Consider the following 14,907-nt stretch of genomic DNA (forward strand, 5'->3'; position numbering starts at 1 on the left):
TCAGTCTAGCTATGCCTTGTGGGCATAGCTGTTAGCCCGGCTTGTGCCTAGTCATACAGCGGTTCGCTCTTCACAATGGATGAAAAGCCTGTAGCACGCCCCATAAGGGCTATGCCAATTAGTAACAGCTTGAATCGATTGGAGACGTCGGCGTGAATACCGCAATCAAAGGCATTTCTTCCATGGCCACCCGCCTGGTGCTGGCGCAGCTGGCCCAGGACTGGCAGGCGCAAGGCGGTGCCGCGCTGGCGCTGGAATCTGTGGGGGGGGTGGATGCGGCCCAGCGCGTGCAGGCCGGTGAAGCCCTGGATGTGGTGTTTCTGGCGTCGGATGCGATTGACAAGCTGATTGCCAGCGGCCACGCCGTGGCAGGCAGCAAGGTGGATTTGATGCTGTCTACCACCGCCGTGGCGGTGCCTGCGGGTGCAGCCCTGCCGGATATCAGCACTGAAACCGCGCTGTGTGCGGCCGTGCTGGCGGCGCCCCGCATCGGTTACTCAACCGGGCCCAGCGGCGTGGCGCTGCAAAAACTGTTTCAACGCTGGGGCATGGCTGAGCTGCTGCAGCCCCGTCTGGTGCAGGCCCGGCCTGGTGTACCGGTGGCGCGCCTGGTGGCCGACGGGGAAGTGGCGCTGGGCTTTCAGCAGCTGAGTGAGCTGATTCATGTGTCCGGCATCACCATCGTGGGCAATTTGCCCGCCGCCGTGGCGATTGACACCATTTTCTCCGGGGCTGTGGTGCGTGGCTCTGCCCAGGCGCAAGCCGTGCAGGCACTGCTGGCCTTCATGGCCGCGCCGCAAGCCGATGCCGCCAAGCGCGCGCAAGGCATGGCAGCGGCCTGATCCATTTCATGCACCGGCGCACAGCGGGTGCCGTTTTTATTCAAGGGGACGACATGATCATCGACGTACACGGTCACTACACCACGGCACCGGCTGCGCTGGGCGCATGGCGCGATTTGCAGATTGCGGGCCTGAAAGACCCAAGCCAGGCTCCCAAGGCCAGCGATTTGAAGATCAGCGATGATGAGATCCGCGAGACCATCGAAACCAACCAGCTGCGCCTGATGAAAGAGCGCGGCTCGGACCTGACCATCTTCAGCCCACGCGCTTCGTTCATGGCCCACCACATTGGCGGGTTTGAGACGTCCAGCACCTGGGCGGCCATCTGCAATGAGTTGTGCTACCGCGTCAGCGAGCTGTTTCCGGACCACTTCATTCCTGCCGCCATGCTGCCGCAGTCGCCGGGCGTGGACCCCAAGACCTGCATTCCTGAGCTGGTCAAGTGCGTGGAGCAGTACGGTAACGTGGGTATCAACCTGAACCCTGATCCATCGGGCGGCCACTGGACGTCGCCCCCGCTGTCTGACAAGAGTTGGTACCCCATCTACGAAAAGATGGTGGAGTACGACATCCCCGCGATGATCCATGTCTCCACCAGCTGCAACAGCTGCTTCCACACCACGGGCAGCCACTACCTGAACGCCGACACCACGGCCTTCATGCAGTGCCTGACCTCCGATCTGTTCAAGGACTTCCCCACCCTGAAGTTCCTGATTCCCCATGGCGGCGGCGCTGTGCCTTACCACTGGGGCCGTTTCCGTGGTCTGGCGCAGGAGATGAAAAAGCCGCTGCTCGAAGAGCACCTGCTCAACAACATCTACTTCGACACCTGCGTGTACCACCAGCCCGGCATCAACCTGCTGACGGAAGTGATCCCCACCAAGAACATTCTGTTCGCCAGCGAAATGATCGGCGCCGTGCGCGGTATCGACCCGCAGACCGGCCACTACTACGACGACACCAAGCGCTACATCGAGGCTACGCAGAACCTGACGGCCGATGAAAAGCACGCCGTGTACGAAGGCAATGCCCGCCGCGTGTTCACGCGTCTGGATGCCGCGCTGAAGGCCAAGGGTAAATAACGCGCTGGCAGAAAAAAGAGTGCCTAGCGCTCGTCCCGCAAGGACTTCCATATGTTTTTATATGAAGTCTTAGGAAATTCGAGCGCTAGCAGCTCACTTTTTAAATGAATGAGGAGAGCACCATGTACGAACTGGGTGTGGTCTATCGCAATATCCAACGTGCCGACCGTGCGGCCGCCGATGGTCTGGGCGCTTTGGGCTCGGCCACGGTGCACGAGGCCATGGGCCGTGTCGGTCTGCTCAAGCCCTATATGCGCCCCATCTACGCGGGCCAGCAGGTATCGGGCACGGCCGTCACCGTGATGCTGCACCCGGGTGACAACTGGATGATGCATGTGGTGGCTGAGCAGATTCAGCCCGGCGACATCGTCGTGGCCGCCATCACGGCCGAGTGCACCGATGGCTACTTCGGTGATTTGCTGGCCACCAGCTTTCAGTCACGCGGCGCACGTGCGCTGATCATCGACGCCGGTGTGCGCGATGTGAAGACGCTGCAGGAGATGAACTTCCCGGTCTGGAGTAAGGCCATCTCGTCCAAGGGCTGCATCAAAGCCACGCTGGGCTCGGTGAACATTCCCGTCGTGTGTGCCGGCCAGATCATCACCCCCGGTGATGTCATCGTGGCCGACGACGACGGCGTGGTCTGCGTGCCTGCTGCCAAGGCTGCCGAAGTGCTGGCAGCCGCCCAAAAGCGTGAGAGCTTTGAGGGTGAAAAGCGCGCCAAGCTGGCCAGCGGCGTGCTGGGCCTGGATATGTACAAGATGCGCGAGCCTTTGGCGCAAGCGGGTCTGCGCTACATCGATTGATAGCAAAAAACACAACAACGCCAACACTACAAGGGACAGAACATGATTCACCAACCATTGATGCACTTGCGCCGCCAGGTTCTGGCTTGCGGGGTGGCCGTACTGGCCATGGGCGCTGCCACCGTGCAGGCCCAGGACAACTACCCGAACAAACCCGTGCGGGTGGTGGTCGGCTACGCGGCAGGCGGCGCCGTGGACATCATTGCGCGTACCGTCGGCCAGAGCATGGGCACCCGCATGGGCCAGCCGGTGGTGGTGGAAAACAAGCCCGGCGCTGGCACCAATATTGCCGTCAAGTCGGTGATTGATGCAGCTCCAGATGGCTACACCCTGATGCTGGCGGCCAATGCGCTGGCCGCCAATATGGCGCTGTACAAGCCCGCCCCGTTTGATGCAGAGCGTGACCTGGTGCCGATTGCCCAGGTCGGGCGCGTGCCGGTGGTGATTGCGGCCAACCCTTCGGTGCCATTCAGCTCCATTGCAGAGCTGGTGACGGCAGCCAAGGCCAAGCCGCAGGCCATTGCTTTTGCCAGCCCCGGCAATGGCGCGACACCGCATATGGCGGTGGAGCTGTTTGCCAAGGCCGCCGGTATTGAGCTGCAGCACATTCCCTACCGCGGCGGCGCGCCCGCCATCACCGACACCATTGGTGGCCAGGTGCAGCTGGTGGCTGTGAACGCGCTGGAAGCGCTGCCCCACGTCAAGTCGGGCAAGCTGAAAGTGCTGGCTGCGCTGAGCGCGAGCCGCACCAGCATCTTCCCGGATGTGCCCACGATTGCGGAATCGGGCTACCCCGGTTTTGAAGCTTCGGTTTGGTATGGCTTTGTAGCGCCCAAGAACACGCCCCAGTCCATCGTCGACAAGCTGCATGCCGAAGTGCAACAGGCCCTGGCTACCCCCGAAGTGCGCCAGCGCATGTCGGCGGTGGGTGGTGAGGTGACGCCTGGCAGCCGCGCACAGTTTGCCGATCTGATTCGCTCCGAGCGTCAGCGCTACCAGAAGCTGGTGGACCAGACCGGTATCAAGCCTGATTAAGAACCACGACAGGGCTGCCACATACGGTGTGGTGGCCTGCAGGAGACCGCGCAATGAGTGCTTTTGAAAAGACCCCCGGCTGGCTGGATTGGTACAACGGCTCCGCCAAACCCAAGTTCCAGCTGCCTGCTGGCGCTGTGGATGCCCACTGCCATGTGTTTGGCCCGGGCGATGCATTTCCGTTTGCGCCCGAGCGCAAATACACCCCTTGCGATGCCAGCAAGCAGCAGCTGTTTGCACTGCGCGATCATCTGGGTTTTGCCCGCAATGTGATTGTGCAAGCCACCTGCCACGGTGCAGACAACCGCGCCATGGTGGATGCCTGCCAGTCGTCCGGCGGCAAGGCGCGTGGCGTAGCGACCGTCAAGCGCAGCGTGACGGATGAGGAGCTGCAAGCGCTGCATGCAGCCGGTGTGCGCGGTGTGCGCTTTAACTTCGTCAAGCGCCTGGTGGATTTCACGCCCAAGGATGAGTTGTTGGAAATTGCGGGCCGCATTGCCAAGCTGGGCTGGCATGTCGTCATCTATTTTGAAGCCGTGGATCTGCCGGAGCTGTGGGACTTTTTCACCGCGTTGCCCACGACCGTGGTGGTGGACCACATGGGTCGCCCTAACGTGGAAAAAGGCGTGGACAGCGAAGAATTCGCGCTGTTCATGAAGTTCATGCGTGAGCACAAGAACGTGTGGAGCAAGGTGTCGTGCCCTGAGCGTTTGTCCGTCTCCGGCCCCAAGGCGTTGGATGGTGAACAGAACGCCTACCGCGACGTCGTACCTTTTGCGCGCCGCGTGGTGCAAGAGTTTCCCGATCGCGTCTTGTGGGGCACCGATTGGCCACACCCCAACTTGAAGGATCACATGCCTGACGATGGCTTGCTGGTGGACTTCATTCCGCACATTGCACCGACTGCCGAGTTGCAGCGCAAGCTGCTGGTGGATAACCCGATGCGCCTGTACTGGCCGGAAGAAGCATGACCCCCTGAGCCGCCTGCGGCGTCTTCCCCCAGGAAGGCGCAGGATCCTCGCCGCGGGGCGGCCCTTGCTGGATGCCTCTGGCTTGCAGAGCGCCAGTGGTGAGGTGCGCGGCGGCATTAGACAGTTGAACAAGGAGACAAGCATGGCACTCGACAAACCCTATCTCGACGTTCCCGGGACCACCATTTTTGACGCCGAACAAAGCCGTAAAGGCTACTGGCTCAATCAGTTCTGCATGAGCCTGATGAAGGCGGAGAACCGTGCCCGCTTCAAGGCAGATGAGAAGGCCTATCTGGCTGACTGGCCAATGACGGACGAGCAAAAGTCCGCTGTCTTGGCGCGCGATCTGAACTGGATGATGCGCACCGGCGGCAATATCTACTTTCTGTCCAAGCTGGGTGCGACTGATGGCCTGAGTTTTCAGCAGATGGCAGGCTCCATGACCGGGATGACGGAGCAGTCGTACCGCGAAATGATGCTGGCAGGTGGCCGCTCGGCCGAAGGCAACCGCGTGGTGGGGGAGGGCGGTAACGCCCAAGGCCCCATGTCCATGTCGGCGGCCTGGAAAGAGTGGGAAGAAACGCAGTCCCAACTGGCACTGGCAGAAGCTGTCCAGGGGGCGCAAGGCCAGCAGGCTGCAGGCCAGGCGAAGATCACCGCATCGGTGTTTACCTCGCATGTGCCAGCGATTGGCGCTGCGGTAGACCAGGGCAAGACGCAGGACGATTACTGGAAGCCCTTGTTCAAGGGCTATGAATTCTCGAAAAAGTGGATCAAGGACAACCTGCCGGATGTGATTTTCTTGGTCTACAACGACCATGCGACTTCGTTTGACTTGGGGGTGATCCCCACGTTTGCGATCGGCACGGCGGCAGAGTTTGAACCGGCTGACGAAGGCTACGGCCCCCGTCCTGTGCCAAAAGTGCAGGGCCACCCGGATCTGGCGGCGCACATTGCGCAGTCGGTGATTCAGCAGGACTTTGACCTGACACTGGTGAATGCGTTGAAGGTCGATCACGGACTGACTGTGCCCTTGACGCTGATGTTCGGTCAGCCGGAAAACTGGCCCTGCAAGGTCATTCCTTTTCACGTGAACGTGGTGCAATACCCCGTGCCATCGGGTAAGCGCTGTTTTGAGCTGGGTCAGGCGATTCGCAAGGCGATTGAGAGCTATGACCAGCCATTGAACGTGCAAATTTGGGGCACTGGCGGTATGAGCCATCAGTTGCAAGGCCCACGTGCGGGGCTGATCAATGCCGAGTGGGACAACCGTTTCCTGGATCGCTTGATTGCCGATCCCGCGGATCTGTCCACCATGCCCCACATCGACTATGTCCGTGAAGCGGGCAGCGAAGGCATTGAGCTGGTGATGTGGCTGATTGCGCGCGGCGCCATGGCCGATGTAGCAGGCGGCCCGGCCCCCAAGCTGGCACATCGCTTTTTCCATGTGCCTGCCTCGAATACGGCCGTAGGCCATCTGATTTTGGAGAATCAATAAATGAGCAAAACCATCAAAGTGGCGCTGGCGGGCGCTGGCGCATTCGGTATCAAGCACCTGGATGGTATTCGGAACATCGACGGCGTGGAAGTGGTGTCCCTGGTGGGGCGCCGTCTGGAGCCAACCCAGGAAGTGGCTGCCAAGTACGGGATCGGGCACGTGACCACCGATCTGGCTGAAGCCTTGGCACTGCCCGAGGTGGATGCCGTGATTTTGTGCACCCCCACACAAATGCACGCCGCGCAGGCCATTCAATGCATGAAGGCCGGTAAGCACGTGCAGGTGGAAATTCCTTTGGCGGACAGCTGGGCCCAGGCCCAGGAAGTGTTGGACGTGCAAAAGCAGTCCGGACTGGTGGCCATGTGCGGCCACACACGGCGCTTTAACCCCAGCCACCAGTGGGTGCACAAGAAGGTCAAGGCCGGTGACTTCAACATCCAGCAAATGGATGTGCAGACCTACTTCTTCCGTCGCACCAATATGAATGCGCTGGGGCAGGCACGTAGCTGGACAGACCACCTGTTGTGGCACCACGCGGCCCACACGGTGGACCTGTTTGCCTACCAGGCAGGGAGCCCCATCGTGAAGGCCAATGCCGTGCAAGGCCCCATTCACAAGGAATTGGGCATTGCCATGGACATGAGCATTCAACTCAAAGCGGCCAACGGTGCCATCTGTACGCTGAGTCTGTCGTTCAACAACGATGGCCCATTGGGTACTTTCTTCCGCTACATCGGTGACAACGGCACCTACATTGCGCGCTATGACGATCTGTTCAACGGCAAGGAAGAAAAGATTGATGTCTCTAATGTTGATGTCTCGATGAACGGGATTGAACTGCAGGACCGCGAATTCTTTGCCGCTATCCGCGAAGGCCGTGAGCCCAACTCCAGCGTGCAGCAAGTGCTGCCTTGCTACAAGGTATTGCATGACCTGGAGCAGCAACTGAACGCAGGCTAAGTCCTGAGGCGTTGGCTGTACCCCGCTCGCGCCTTGCTGCGTGAGTGGGTTTTTTTATGGCTGGCTGTGGCGCAATGGGCACTGATGCCGTCCTTCCCGCGATTTACAGCGCGCAGGGATTGGCACAAGAATAGCTGCGTTGCTATTTTTTGATGAAAGCTGTTGGCGTGGCCCCCACTTCCGATTCCAAGCGTTTACCCAAGCGAACCCACGATCCTGAGCGCACCATGGCGGGGATTTTGGAAGTGGCGACCAAAGAGTTTGCCGATAAGGGGCTGGATGGTGCACGCATAGATGCGATTGCAGATGCCACGCACACCAGCAAGCGCATGATTTACTACTATTTCGGCAGTAAAGAAGGCTTGTATCTGGCGGTGCTGGAGGAGGCATACCGCAGCACCCGGATGACGGAAGCCAATTTGCACTTGCAAGATCTGCCTCCGAAGCAGGCGTTGGAAACACTGGTGGCATTTACGTTTGACCACCACCATGGCAACCAAGATTTCATCCGCCTGGTGATGAACGAAAACATCCAGCGTGGACAGTTTCTGGCACGCAGCGCGATGATCCAAACCTTGAATGTGCCCGCCATCGAAGCCATCGCTCAGTTGTATGAGCGTGGCCTGGCACAAGGGGTTTTTCGCCCTGGAATCGATGCCATCGATCTGCATGCATCGATTTCTGCCTTGAGTTTTTTCAATGTGTCGAACCAGTACACCTTCGACCTGATTTTCAAAAAGGACGGTCAGTCTGCGCAGCAGCTGGCATTGCGCCGCCAGAGCGTGGTGGACATGGTGCTGCGCTTCGTCTGCCATGCCGAACAGGTATAGCTGTTAGTGCGAGATTGGCTTTTTTGTTTCGGGAAATCACTGTTTTTTAAAAACTAACTAGTTCGTACATTTTCGACAACGCAATCTGGAGACCTGTGCATGCTGACGCGATTCATTGCGGCCTATTGCCGTGGCCTGAGTTACCTGCTGGCCGCAATGCTGGCGCTCATGGTGGTGCTGGTGTTTGGCAATGTAGTGCTGCGCTACACCCTGAATTCAGGCATCAGCTTGTCCGAAGAGCTGTCGCGCTGGCTGTTTGTATGGCTGGTCTTCCTGGGCGCCGTCGTCGCGCTGCATGAGCGTGCCCACTTGGGGACGGACATGGTGGTGGGGCGCTTGGGTGTGTTCGGGCGCAAATGTTGTCTGGCCGTCAGCTACATCGCCATGCTGGGCATGTGCTGGCTGGTGTTTCAGGGCGCTTGGGAGCAGATGCTGATCAACAAAGAGACCCTGAGTGCGGTGATGCAAGTGCCCATGGCGGTGTTCTATGCCAGCGGTGTGGTGTTTGCGGGGTTGGGGGCAATCATTCTGTTCAATGACTTGTGGTGCCTGCTCAGCGGGCGCATGCCTGATGATGCCTTGCTCATGATTCAGGACAGCGAAGAGGTCTTGCACGTTGGCGCGGACACGACAGATGACAACCCGCACAAAGCTAGCCACAGCTGAGGCAATCCCATGACGATCGCAATTTTTCTCGGATCCTTGCTTGGCGCCATGGCGCTGGGTATTCCCATCGCTTTTTCCTTGCTGCTGTGCGGAACGGCGCTGATGTGGCATCTGGATATGTTTGATGCACAAATCCTGGCGCAAAACATCATCCATGGTGCGGACAGCTTTCCCCTGCTGGCCGTCCCATTTTTCATGCTGGCTGGTGAAATCATGAATGCAGGTGGCTTGTCGCGCCGCATTGTGAATTTCGCGCTGGCTCTGGTGGGGCATATCAAGGGGGGCTTGGGTTATGTCGCCATTGTGGCGGCGGTCATCATGGCCGCGCTGTCGGGCTCAGCCGTGGCGGATGCCGCAGCACTGGGTGCCTTGCTGCTGCCCATGATGGTGGCGGCGGGCCATGACAAGGCGCGTGCGGGGGGCTTGATTGCAGCGGCGGGCATTATTGCCCCAGTGATTCCTCCCAGCATTGGTTTTGTGATCTTTGGGGTGGCCGCGAATGTGTCGATCTCCAAGCTCTTTTTGGCCGGCATTTTTCCCGGTGTGATGCTGGGTTTGGCTTTGTGGGTGACCTGGTGGTGGTTGGCCAAGAATGAAAAAGTCACTCCACCGGACCGCAAGAGTCGCAAGGAAGTGCTGCAGGCGCTGCGCCAGGCCACCTGGGCGTTGGTGTTGCCCGTGATCGTTGTGTTTGGTTTGAAGTTTGGCGTCTTTACGCCGACCGAGGCCGCTGTGGTCGCTGCGGTCTACGCGTTGCTGATCTCGACGCTGGTCTATCGCGAGCTGCAGCTGCGCACCTTGCTGCCGCTGTTTATCAATGCCTCCAAAACCAGTGCGGTGGTCATGTTTTTGGTGGCGGCGGCCATGGTCTCTGCCTGGCTGATTACGGTGGCGCAGCTGCCCGCGCAAATGGTGGAGTTGCTGCAACCGCTGCTGGACAACCCCCGTGTGTTGATGCTGGTCATCATGTTGCTGGTGATTGCGGTGGGCACGGCGCTGGACATGACACCCACCATTTTGCTGCTGACCCCTGTGCTGATGCCGGTGGTGAAGGCCGCAGGCATTGATCCTGTCTATTTCGGGGTGATGTTCATCATCAACAACGCGATTGGTTTGATTACCCCCCCAGTGGGCACGGTGCTCAATACCGTAGCGGGGGTGGGGAAGATGAGCATGGATGACGTGATACGGGGTGTCTGGCCCTTCATGCTGGCGCAGTTCGGCATCTTGTTCCTGCTCGTTGCTTTTCCGCAGCTGGTGATGGTGCCAGCGCGCTGGCTCTACGGTTGAAGTGAAGTGTGGTTCGTGGACTGCCCGATTGGCGGCAGTCCATTCGTTGGTGTGGATTTATTGCATAACAAGGAGACAGCACATGAAACGCATATTTCTCAAGTCGGTAATTGCAGCATTGGCAGTGGGTGCCGTGGGCGCATCTTGGGCACAAGATATTCGAGAGCGCACTTTCAAGCTTGCGCTGCAAAACCCCAAGGGCCATCCTCTGGCCACAGGTGCCGAAAAGTTTGCAGAGCTGGTAGCGGCCAAGTCTGCGGGCAAGCTCAAGGTCAATGTGTTTCCCGGCGGCGCTTTGGGTGGTGATGCTGCCAATGTGAGCGCGCTGCAGGGTGGCACGCTGGAAGTCGTGATCTTGAACTCCGGGATTCTGGCTTCGCAAGTCAAGGATTTCGTGATTTATGACTTCCCTTTCATTTTTGCCAATGGCAAGGAAGTGGATGCCGTGGTGGATGGGCCGCTCGGTCAAAAGCTGCACGCCAGCTTGGCGGACAAAGGCATCATTGGCATGTCGTACTGGGAGCTGGGTTTTCGCCAAATCAGCAACAGCAAGCGAGCGCTCAACAAAGTCGAGGACATGGCCGGCTTGAAGCTGCGAGTGATCCCCAATCCCATCAATATTGACTGGGTGAAAGCACTGGATGCTAACCCCACGCCGCTGGCTTTCCCTGAGTTGTATGCCGCCTTGGAGCAGCACGCCGTGGACGGTCAGGAAAACCCCGTCAGCGTGATCCTGGCCAACAAATTTGGTGAGGTGCAGAAGTACCTGACGATCACCAACCACCAGTACAACCCGCAATCCATGATCTTCAGCAAAAAGGTCTGGGACACGCTGAATGAGGCAGAGCGCAAAGTGCTGTCGGAGGCTTCGCAGGAGGCCGCGCGTTTCGAGCGCGAACTGGCACGTTCGCAGGCACAGAGCTCTTTGGATGAGCTGCGCAAGCAGGGCATGCAGGTCAATGAGCTGTCGGCGCCGGAAGTGGCCAAGATGCGCCAGCGTATGCAGCCCGTGATTGCCAAGCACAGTGAAGGCATTGCGGAGACGGTCAAAGCCTTGCAGGCGCAGTTGGCGCAGCTGCGCAAGTAACGCGCTGCTTCGGACACACCATGATTACGGGTACCACTTCCCTGATTGCACACATCGGTTATCCCACCTTTGCGTTCAAGTCGCCTTCTATTTACAACCCGTATTTCGATCAGGCAGGCATCGATGCGGTCGTGGTGCCCATGGGGTGTCAGGAAGCCAGCTACGCCCAGTTTCTGCCTGCCATTTTTCAGCTCACCAACATTGTGGGGGCACTCATCACCATGCCGCACAAGGTGCGCACAGTGGGGCTGCTCGATGAAGTCAGCACTGCAGTGCGCATTGCAGGGTCGTGCAACGCGGTACGCAAAGGCCCGAATGGCCAGCTGCAGGGTGATCTGTTTGATGGTGAAGGTTTTGTGCGGGGTGTCAGGCGCAAAGGCCTGCAATTGCAAGGTATTGCAGCGCTGGTGGTGGGCTGTGGGGGCGTAGGTTCCGCGATTGCGGCCGCGTTGGCTGCGCATGGTGTGGCCGAGCTGCATCTCTTCGACAGCCACCTGTCCTCTGCCTCGAGGCTGGCAGAGCGACTGCGCCAGCACTACCCCGCGCTGCGGGTGCATGTTGGGCCCCCGGATGCGCAGGGCATGCAGCTGGTGGTGAATGCGACCCCACTGGGCATGATGCCCAGCGATCCTTTGCCACTGGATGTGCAGCGCTTGTCTTCGCAGTGTTTTGTGGGAGAGGTGGTGATGCGCACCGAGATGACGCCTTTCTTGCAAGCCGCGCAGGACAGGGGGTGCCGAGTGCAGGTGGGCACCGATATGTTGTTCGAGCAGATCCCCGCCTACCTGGAGTACTTTGGACTGCCATCGACCGAGCCAGATGTGCTGCGGCAATTTGCTGAAATTCAGTATTGATAGCGACTAGCCCTTGTTGATAAAGGGCTACAAGGTAATTTGAAGGAGAAGATATGCCCTTGTCCAGCAAACCGCACCGCGAGTCCGTGCCCGATCAACCCAATCGACTGGGGATGGATGGCATTGAATTCATCGAATACGCAACCACCAGGCCGCAGGCCTTTGGCGATGTGCTGGAGCGCATGGGCTTTCAGCCCGTGGCCCGGCACCGATCGCGCGAAGTGACGCTGTTTCGCCAGGGCGGTATCAATCTGATCGTGAATGCCAACCCTGACGACGCTCGCGTCAGTGCCTTGGCCGATGGGCAGCCCGTGCTGTCTGCGGTAGCGTTTCGCGTGCAAGACGCGCAAAAAGCCCAGGCGCGTTGCGTGGAGCTGGGCGCCTGGAGCGTTCCCAGCCATGCCCAGGCGATGGAGCTGCACATTCCCGCAGTCCGAGGGCCTGCCGGCAGCAACTTCTATTTTGTGGATCGATGGAAAGAGTTTTCCATCTATGACATCGACTTCAAGCCCATCGTCGGTGCGCAGGCCCAGCCAGCAGCCATCGGTGACATGGAACTGTTTGGCGTGGTGCAGTACGTGGGGCAGGGCGGCACAGCCGCATGGGCCGCGTATTACCAGGAAATGTTTGATTTCACGCCTGTGCCAGATGAAGAGCGCTTTGGCATCTTGCCCAAAGGCAAAGTCATGCGCAGCCCCTGCCAGCGTTTTTGGTGGCAGCTGATTGAGCCGCGCGATGCGCAGGATGCGCAGGAGCCCGAGCGTTTGCAGCGCTTGGCCCTGGGTACCCCAGACGTACCGACGACCGTGCAGGCGCTGAAGCAGCGCGGCGTGGAGTTTGTGGATTCGGCGGCGTTACAACCGGGGGAACAGGGCGCGCTGACACGCAATTTGCTGGGGGACTGTGCATTTGAGCTGGTCTTGCATGCCGGTGTGCAGGGGGCGGTATGAACAGCGCCATTGCAGCCTATGGCATGGACACCATCACGCTGTCCGGGAGCTTGCAGGCCAAACTGGAGGCGATGGCCGGTGCAGGCTTTAGCCAAGTCATGCTCAGTGCCAAGGATTTGGCAGGACACCCCGGTGGTGTGCCTGAAGCTGCACGCGTGGTGCGCGACAGTGGATTGCGCCCCACGGGGTTTCAGGTGTTGCGTGATTTCGAAGGGCTCTCTGGCCACTTGCATGGCTACAAGGTGGATATCGCCAAGTCACTGCTGGAGATGTGTGCCGCCACACAAAGCAAGGTGCTGCTGGCGTGCTCTTCGGCATCCCGCCATGCCACGAATGACTTGGATGCCATTGTCCGCGACTTGCGGAAACTGGCCATGCTGGCAATTCCGCTGGGCATCAAGGTGGCTTATGAGGCACTGTCATGGGGGCGTGTCATCCATGATGTACGCACCAGCTGGGATGTGATCTGCCGGGCCGATTGCCCCAATCTGGGTATTGGACTGGATTCTTTCCATATCCTGGCAGCGCAGACGCCGCTGGATTTTGTCGAACAGCTGCAGCCGGAGAAAATCTTTCTGGTGCAGCTGTCTGATTTCATGTGGCGCGAAGCCCCCAGCTTTGAAGAGCGCATGACCACGGCGCGCACGTTCCGGGTGTTCCCAGGGGAAGGGGTGCACAGTGAACAGCTGGCGGCATTGGTCCTCAAGCTGGATCGCTTGGGCTACCGGGGTGACTACAGTTTTGAAGTGTTTAACGACGATTACCAGCAAATGCCGCTGGATACGGTGGCAGAGCGTGCCCGCCGCAGTGCACTGTGGTTGGACCAAGATGTGTTGCACCGCCCAGCACCGCTGCCACGCTGGACTAGGCTGGCACATTGATTGCAGTCGTATGACGGCATGACTGAAGAACAACAAGGAGTGGGTATGCAAGAGCGCCGTATTGGGCCGTTCACCGTGCGTTCAATGGGTTTGGGCTGCATGAATTTTTGCCATGCGTATGGCCGGCCGGTTTCTTCTGCGCAGTCGCATGCGGTGTTGCATGCGGCGCTCGATGCCGGGGTGAACATGTTTGATACCGCAGCGCTCTATGGCTTTGGCGCCAGTGAAATGCTGATAAGCCCGGTACTGAAGCCGCACCGTGAGCGCATTGTCCTGGCCAGCAAGGGCGGCATGGCTGGGGTGCGCGGGGATGATGGGGTGATGCGCCGCGTGATCGACGGCCGTCCCCAGACTTTGCGCCAGAATTGCGAAGACAGCCTGCAACGTCTGGGCACAGATGTGATTGACCTCTACTACCTGCACCGCTGGGACAAGCGTGTTCCGATTGAAGAGTCGGTGGGCGAGATGGCGCGGCTGAAGGAAGAAGGCAAGATTCGCGCACTCGGTCTGTCCGAAGTGGGGGCGGAGGCTTTACGCCGCGCCCACCAGGAACACCCGATTGCGGCGCTGCAAAGTGAGTATTCGCTGTGGTCGCGCAATGCCGAGTTGGGCACTTTGTCTGCGTGCAAGGAGCTGGGCATTGCCTACGTGGCGTTCAGCCCCATGGGGCGTGCATTCCTCAGTGGCAAGCTGCAGCAGGTGGACCACTTCGTTCAAGGCGATATCCGTGCCGCCATGCCGCGCTTTGCCAGTACGTCCTATGCCCAGAATCTGCGCCTGCTGGCACCGATGCAGGCCGTGGCCGATCAGGTCGGCTGCACGCTGGCTGAGCTGGCCATTGCCTGGGTGCTGCACCAGGGGGCGCATGTACTGGCTTTGCCGGGCACGACGGATATCGACCATCTGTATGAGGATGTGCGTGGTGCCAGTGTGCCGCTCAATGCCGATGCGCTGGCTGCGCTGGACGCCATTTTTCAGCCCACCGCTATTGCTGGGGAGCGCTATGCCCCCCAAGGGCAGCGGGAGGTCGATACCGAAAAGTTCACCTTTGAACAAACAGATACATAAGCTACACCTTCTTGCCGCTATGCCGTTTGGGGATAACTGCTAGCGCCTGCGCATGGGGCGTTTGCCGTGCGGACGGTGGCACACTGG

The 14,907-nt window shown here is 59.5% G+C and carries 15 protein-coding genes and 1 pseudogene; all 16 read left to right on the forward strand.

Annotated elements, in window-relative coordinates; translation table 11 throughout:
- Positions 1–152 precede the first annotated feature (152 nt).
- The 16 genes and pseudogenes from AC27VO_RS03395 to AC27VO_RS03470 all read left to right on the forward strand — a co-directional run bounded on the left by AC27VO_RS03395 (position 153) and on the right by AC27VO_RS03470 (position 14,820).
- Positions 153–842 (forward strand): substrate-binding domain-containing protein, encoded by a 690-nt coding sequence (locus tag AC27VO_RS03395; RefSeq protein WP_488665290.1) that lies wholly within the window; start codon positions 153–155, stop codon positions 840–842.
- Positions 843–895: 53 nt separating this feature from the next.
- Positions 896–1,924, forward strand: a complete 1,029-nt coding sequence (locus AC27VO_RS03400; RefSeq protein ID WP_488665291.1) for an amidohydrolase family protein — start codon at positions 896–898, stop codon at positions 1,922–1,924.
- A gap of 122 nt (positions 1,925–2,046) precedes the next feature.
- The gene (gene ligK, locus AC27VO_RS03405; protein ID WP_488665292.1) at positions 2,047–2,730 is read left to right on the forward strand and encodes a 4-carboxy-4-hydroxy-2-oxoadipate aldolase/oxaloacetate decarboxylase; all 684 of its coding nucleotides are present in this window, start codon (positions 2,047–2,049) and stop codon (positions 2,728–2,730) included.
- A 42-nt stretch (positions 2,731–2,772) separates the two neighbouring features.
- Positions 2,773–3,765 carry a Bug family tripartite tricarboxylate transporter substrate binding protein gene (locus AC27VO_RS03410; RefSeq protein ID WP_488665293.1) on the forward strand — a complete coding sequence of 331 codons (993 nt, stop codon included), beginning with the start codon at positions 2,773–2,775 and terminating at the stop codon, positions 3,763–3,765.
- Positions 3,766–3,818: 53 nt separating this feature from the next.
- The gene (locus tag AC27VO_RS03415; RefSeq protein WP_488665294.1) at positions 3,819–4,736 is read left to right on the forward strand and encodes an amidohydrolase family protein; all 918 of its coding nucleotides are present in this window, start codon (positions 3,819–3,821) and stop codon (positions 4,734–4,736) included.
- 142 nt (positions 4,737–4,878) lie between these two features.
- Positions 4,879–5,247 (forward strand): annotated as a pseudogene (ligA, locus tag AC27VO_RS03420) (protocatechuate 4,5-dioxygenase subunit alpha); the annotation flags it as partial.
- An 87-nt stretch (positions 5,248–5,334) separates the two neighbouring features.
- A complete protein-coding gene (locus AC27VO_RS03425; RefSeq protein WP_488665530.1) occupies positions 5,335–6,234 on the forward strand; it encodes a class III extradiol dioxygenase subunit beta in 900 nt (299 codons plus the stop codon).
- On the forward strand, positions 6,235–7,194 hold the full coding sequence (locus AC27VO_RS03430; protein WP_488665295.1) for a Gfo/Idh/MocA family oxidoreductase: 960 nt from the start codon (positions 6,235–6,237) through the stop codon (positions 7,192–7,194). It begins immediately after the preceding gene.
- 227 nt (positions 7,195–7,421) lie between these two features.
- Positions 7,422–8,024, forward strand: coding sequence for a TetR/AcrR family transcriptional regulator (locus tag AC27VO_RS03435; protein WP_488665531.1), 603 nt, complete (start codon positions 7,422–7,424; stop codon positions 8,022–8,024).
- A gap of 99 nt (positions 8,025–8,123) precedes the next feature.
- Positions 8,124–8,690 (forward strand): TRAP transporter small permease, encoded by a 567-nt coding sequence (locus AC27VO_RS03440; protein WP_488665296.1) that lies wholly within the window; start codon positions 8,124–8,126, stop codon positions 8,688–8,690.
- Positions 8,691–8,699: 9 nt separating this feature from the next.
- Positions 8,700–9,980, forward strand: a complete 1,281-nt coding sequence (locus AC27VO_RS03445; RefSeq protein ID WP_488665297.1) for a TRAP transporter large permease subunit — start codon at positions 8,700–8,702, stop codon at positions 9,978–9,980.
- A gap of 82 nt (positions 9,981–10,062) precedes the next feature.
- A complete protein-coding gene (locus AC27VO_RS03450; RefSeq protein ID WP_488665298.1) occupies positions 10,063–11,067 on the forward strand; it encodes a TRAP transporter substrate-binding protein in 1,005 nt (334 codons plus the stop codon).
- A gap of 20 nt (positions 11,068–11,087) precedes the next feature.
- Positions 11,088–11,921, forward strand: a complete 834-nt coding sequence (locus AC27VO_RS03455) for a shikimate dehydrogenase family protein (RefSeq protein WP_488665299.1) — start codon at positions 11,088–11,090, stop codon at positions 11,919–11,921.
- Between the two features lie 53 nt (positions 11,922–11,974).
- Positions 11,975–12,871 (forward strand): 4-hydroxyphenylpyruvate dioxygenase, encoded by an 897-nt coding sequence (locus AC27VO_RS03460; RefSeq protein ID WP_488665300.1) that lies wholly within the window; start codon positions 11,975–11,977, stop codon positions 12,869–12,871.
- Positions 12,868–13,752, forward strand: a complete 885-nt coding sequence (locus tag AC27VO_RS03465; protein ID WP_488665301.1) for a sugar phosphate isomerase/epimerase family protein — start codon at positions 12,868–12,870, stop codon at positions 13,750–13,752. The genes AC27VO_RS03460 and AC27VO_RS03465 overlap by 4 nt, the downstream gene beginning before the upstream one ends.
- Before the next feature lie 45 nt (positions 13,753–13,797).
- Positions 13,798–14,820: an aldo/keto reductase gene (locus AC27VO_RS03470; protein ID WP_488665532.1), complete on the forward strand. Its 1,023-nt coding sequence runs from the start codon at positions 13,798–13,800 to the stop codon at positions 14,818–14,820.
- Positions 14,821–14,907 lie beyond the last annotated feature (87 nt).

Source organism: Comamonas sp. 14P8.1.4 (assembly GCF_057799285.1).

Excerpts from the sequence above, each read along its gene's own strand:
- AC27VO_RS03400 (WP_488665291.1), top strand. The coding sequence starts at position 896 with ATGATCATCGACGTACACGGTCACTACACCACGGCACCGGCTGCGCTG.
- ligK (WP_488665292.1), top strand. The coding sequence starts at position 2,047 with ATGTACGAACTGGGTGTGGTCTATCGCAATATCCAACGTGCCGACCGT.
- AC27VO_RS03410 (WP_488665293.1), top strand. The coding sequence starts at position 2,773 with ATGATTCACCAACCATTGATGCACTTGCGCCGCCAGGTTCTGGCTTGC.
- AC27VO_RS03415 (WP_488665294.1), top strand. The coding sequence starts at position 3,819 with ATGAGTGCTTTTGAAAAGACCCCCGGCTGGCTGGATTGGTACAACGGC.
- AC27VO_RS03430 (WP_488665295.1), top strand. The coding sequence starts at position 6,235 with ATGAGCAAAACCATCAAAGTGGCGCTGGCGGGCGCTGGCGCATTCGGT.
- AC27VO_RS03435 (WP_488665531.1), top strand. The coding sequence starts at position 7,422 with ATGGCGGGGATTTTGGAAGTGGCGACCAAAGAGTTTGCCGATAAGGGG.
- AC27VO_RS03440 (WP_488665296.1), top strand. The coding sequence starts at position 8,124 with ATGCTGACGCGATTCATTGCGGCCTATTGCCGTGGCCTGAGTTACCTG.
- AC27VO_RS03445 (WP_488665297.1), top strand. The coding sequence starts at position 8,700 with ATGACGATCGCAATTTTTCTCGGATCCTTGCTTGGCGCCATGGCGCTG.
- AC27VO_RS03450 (WP_488665298.1), top strand. The coding sequence starts at position 10,063 with ATGAAACGCATATTTCTCAAGTCGGTAATTGCAGCATTGGCAGTGGGT.
- AC27VO_RS03455 (WP_488665299.1), top strand. The coding sequence starts at position 11,088 with ATGATTACGGGTACCACTTCCCTGATTGCACACATCGGTTATCCCACC.
- AC27VO_RS03460 (WP_488665300.1), top strand. The coding sequence starts at position 11,975 with ATGCCCTTGTCCAGCAAACCGCACCGCGAGTCCGTGCCCGATCAACCC.
- AC27VO_RS03465 (WP_488665301.1), top strand. The coding sequence starts at position 12,868 with ATGAACAGCGCCATTGCAGCCTATGGCATGGACACCATCACGCTGTCC.
- AC27VO_RS03470 (WP_488665532.1), top strand. The coding sequence starts at position 13,798 with ATGCAAGAGCGCCGTATTGGGCCGTTCACCGTGCGTTCAATGGGTTTG.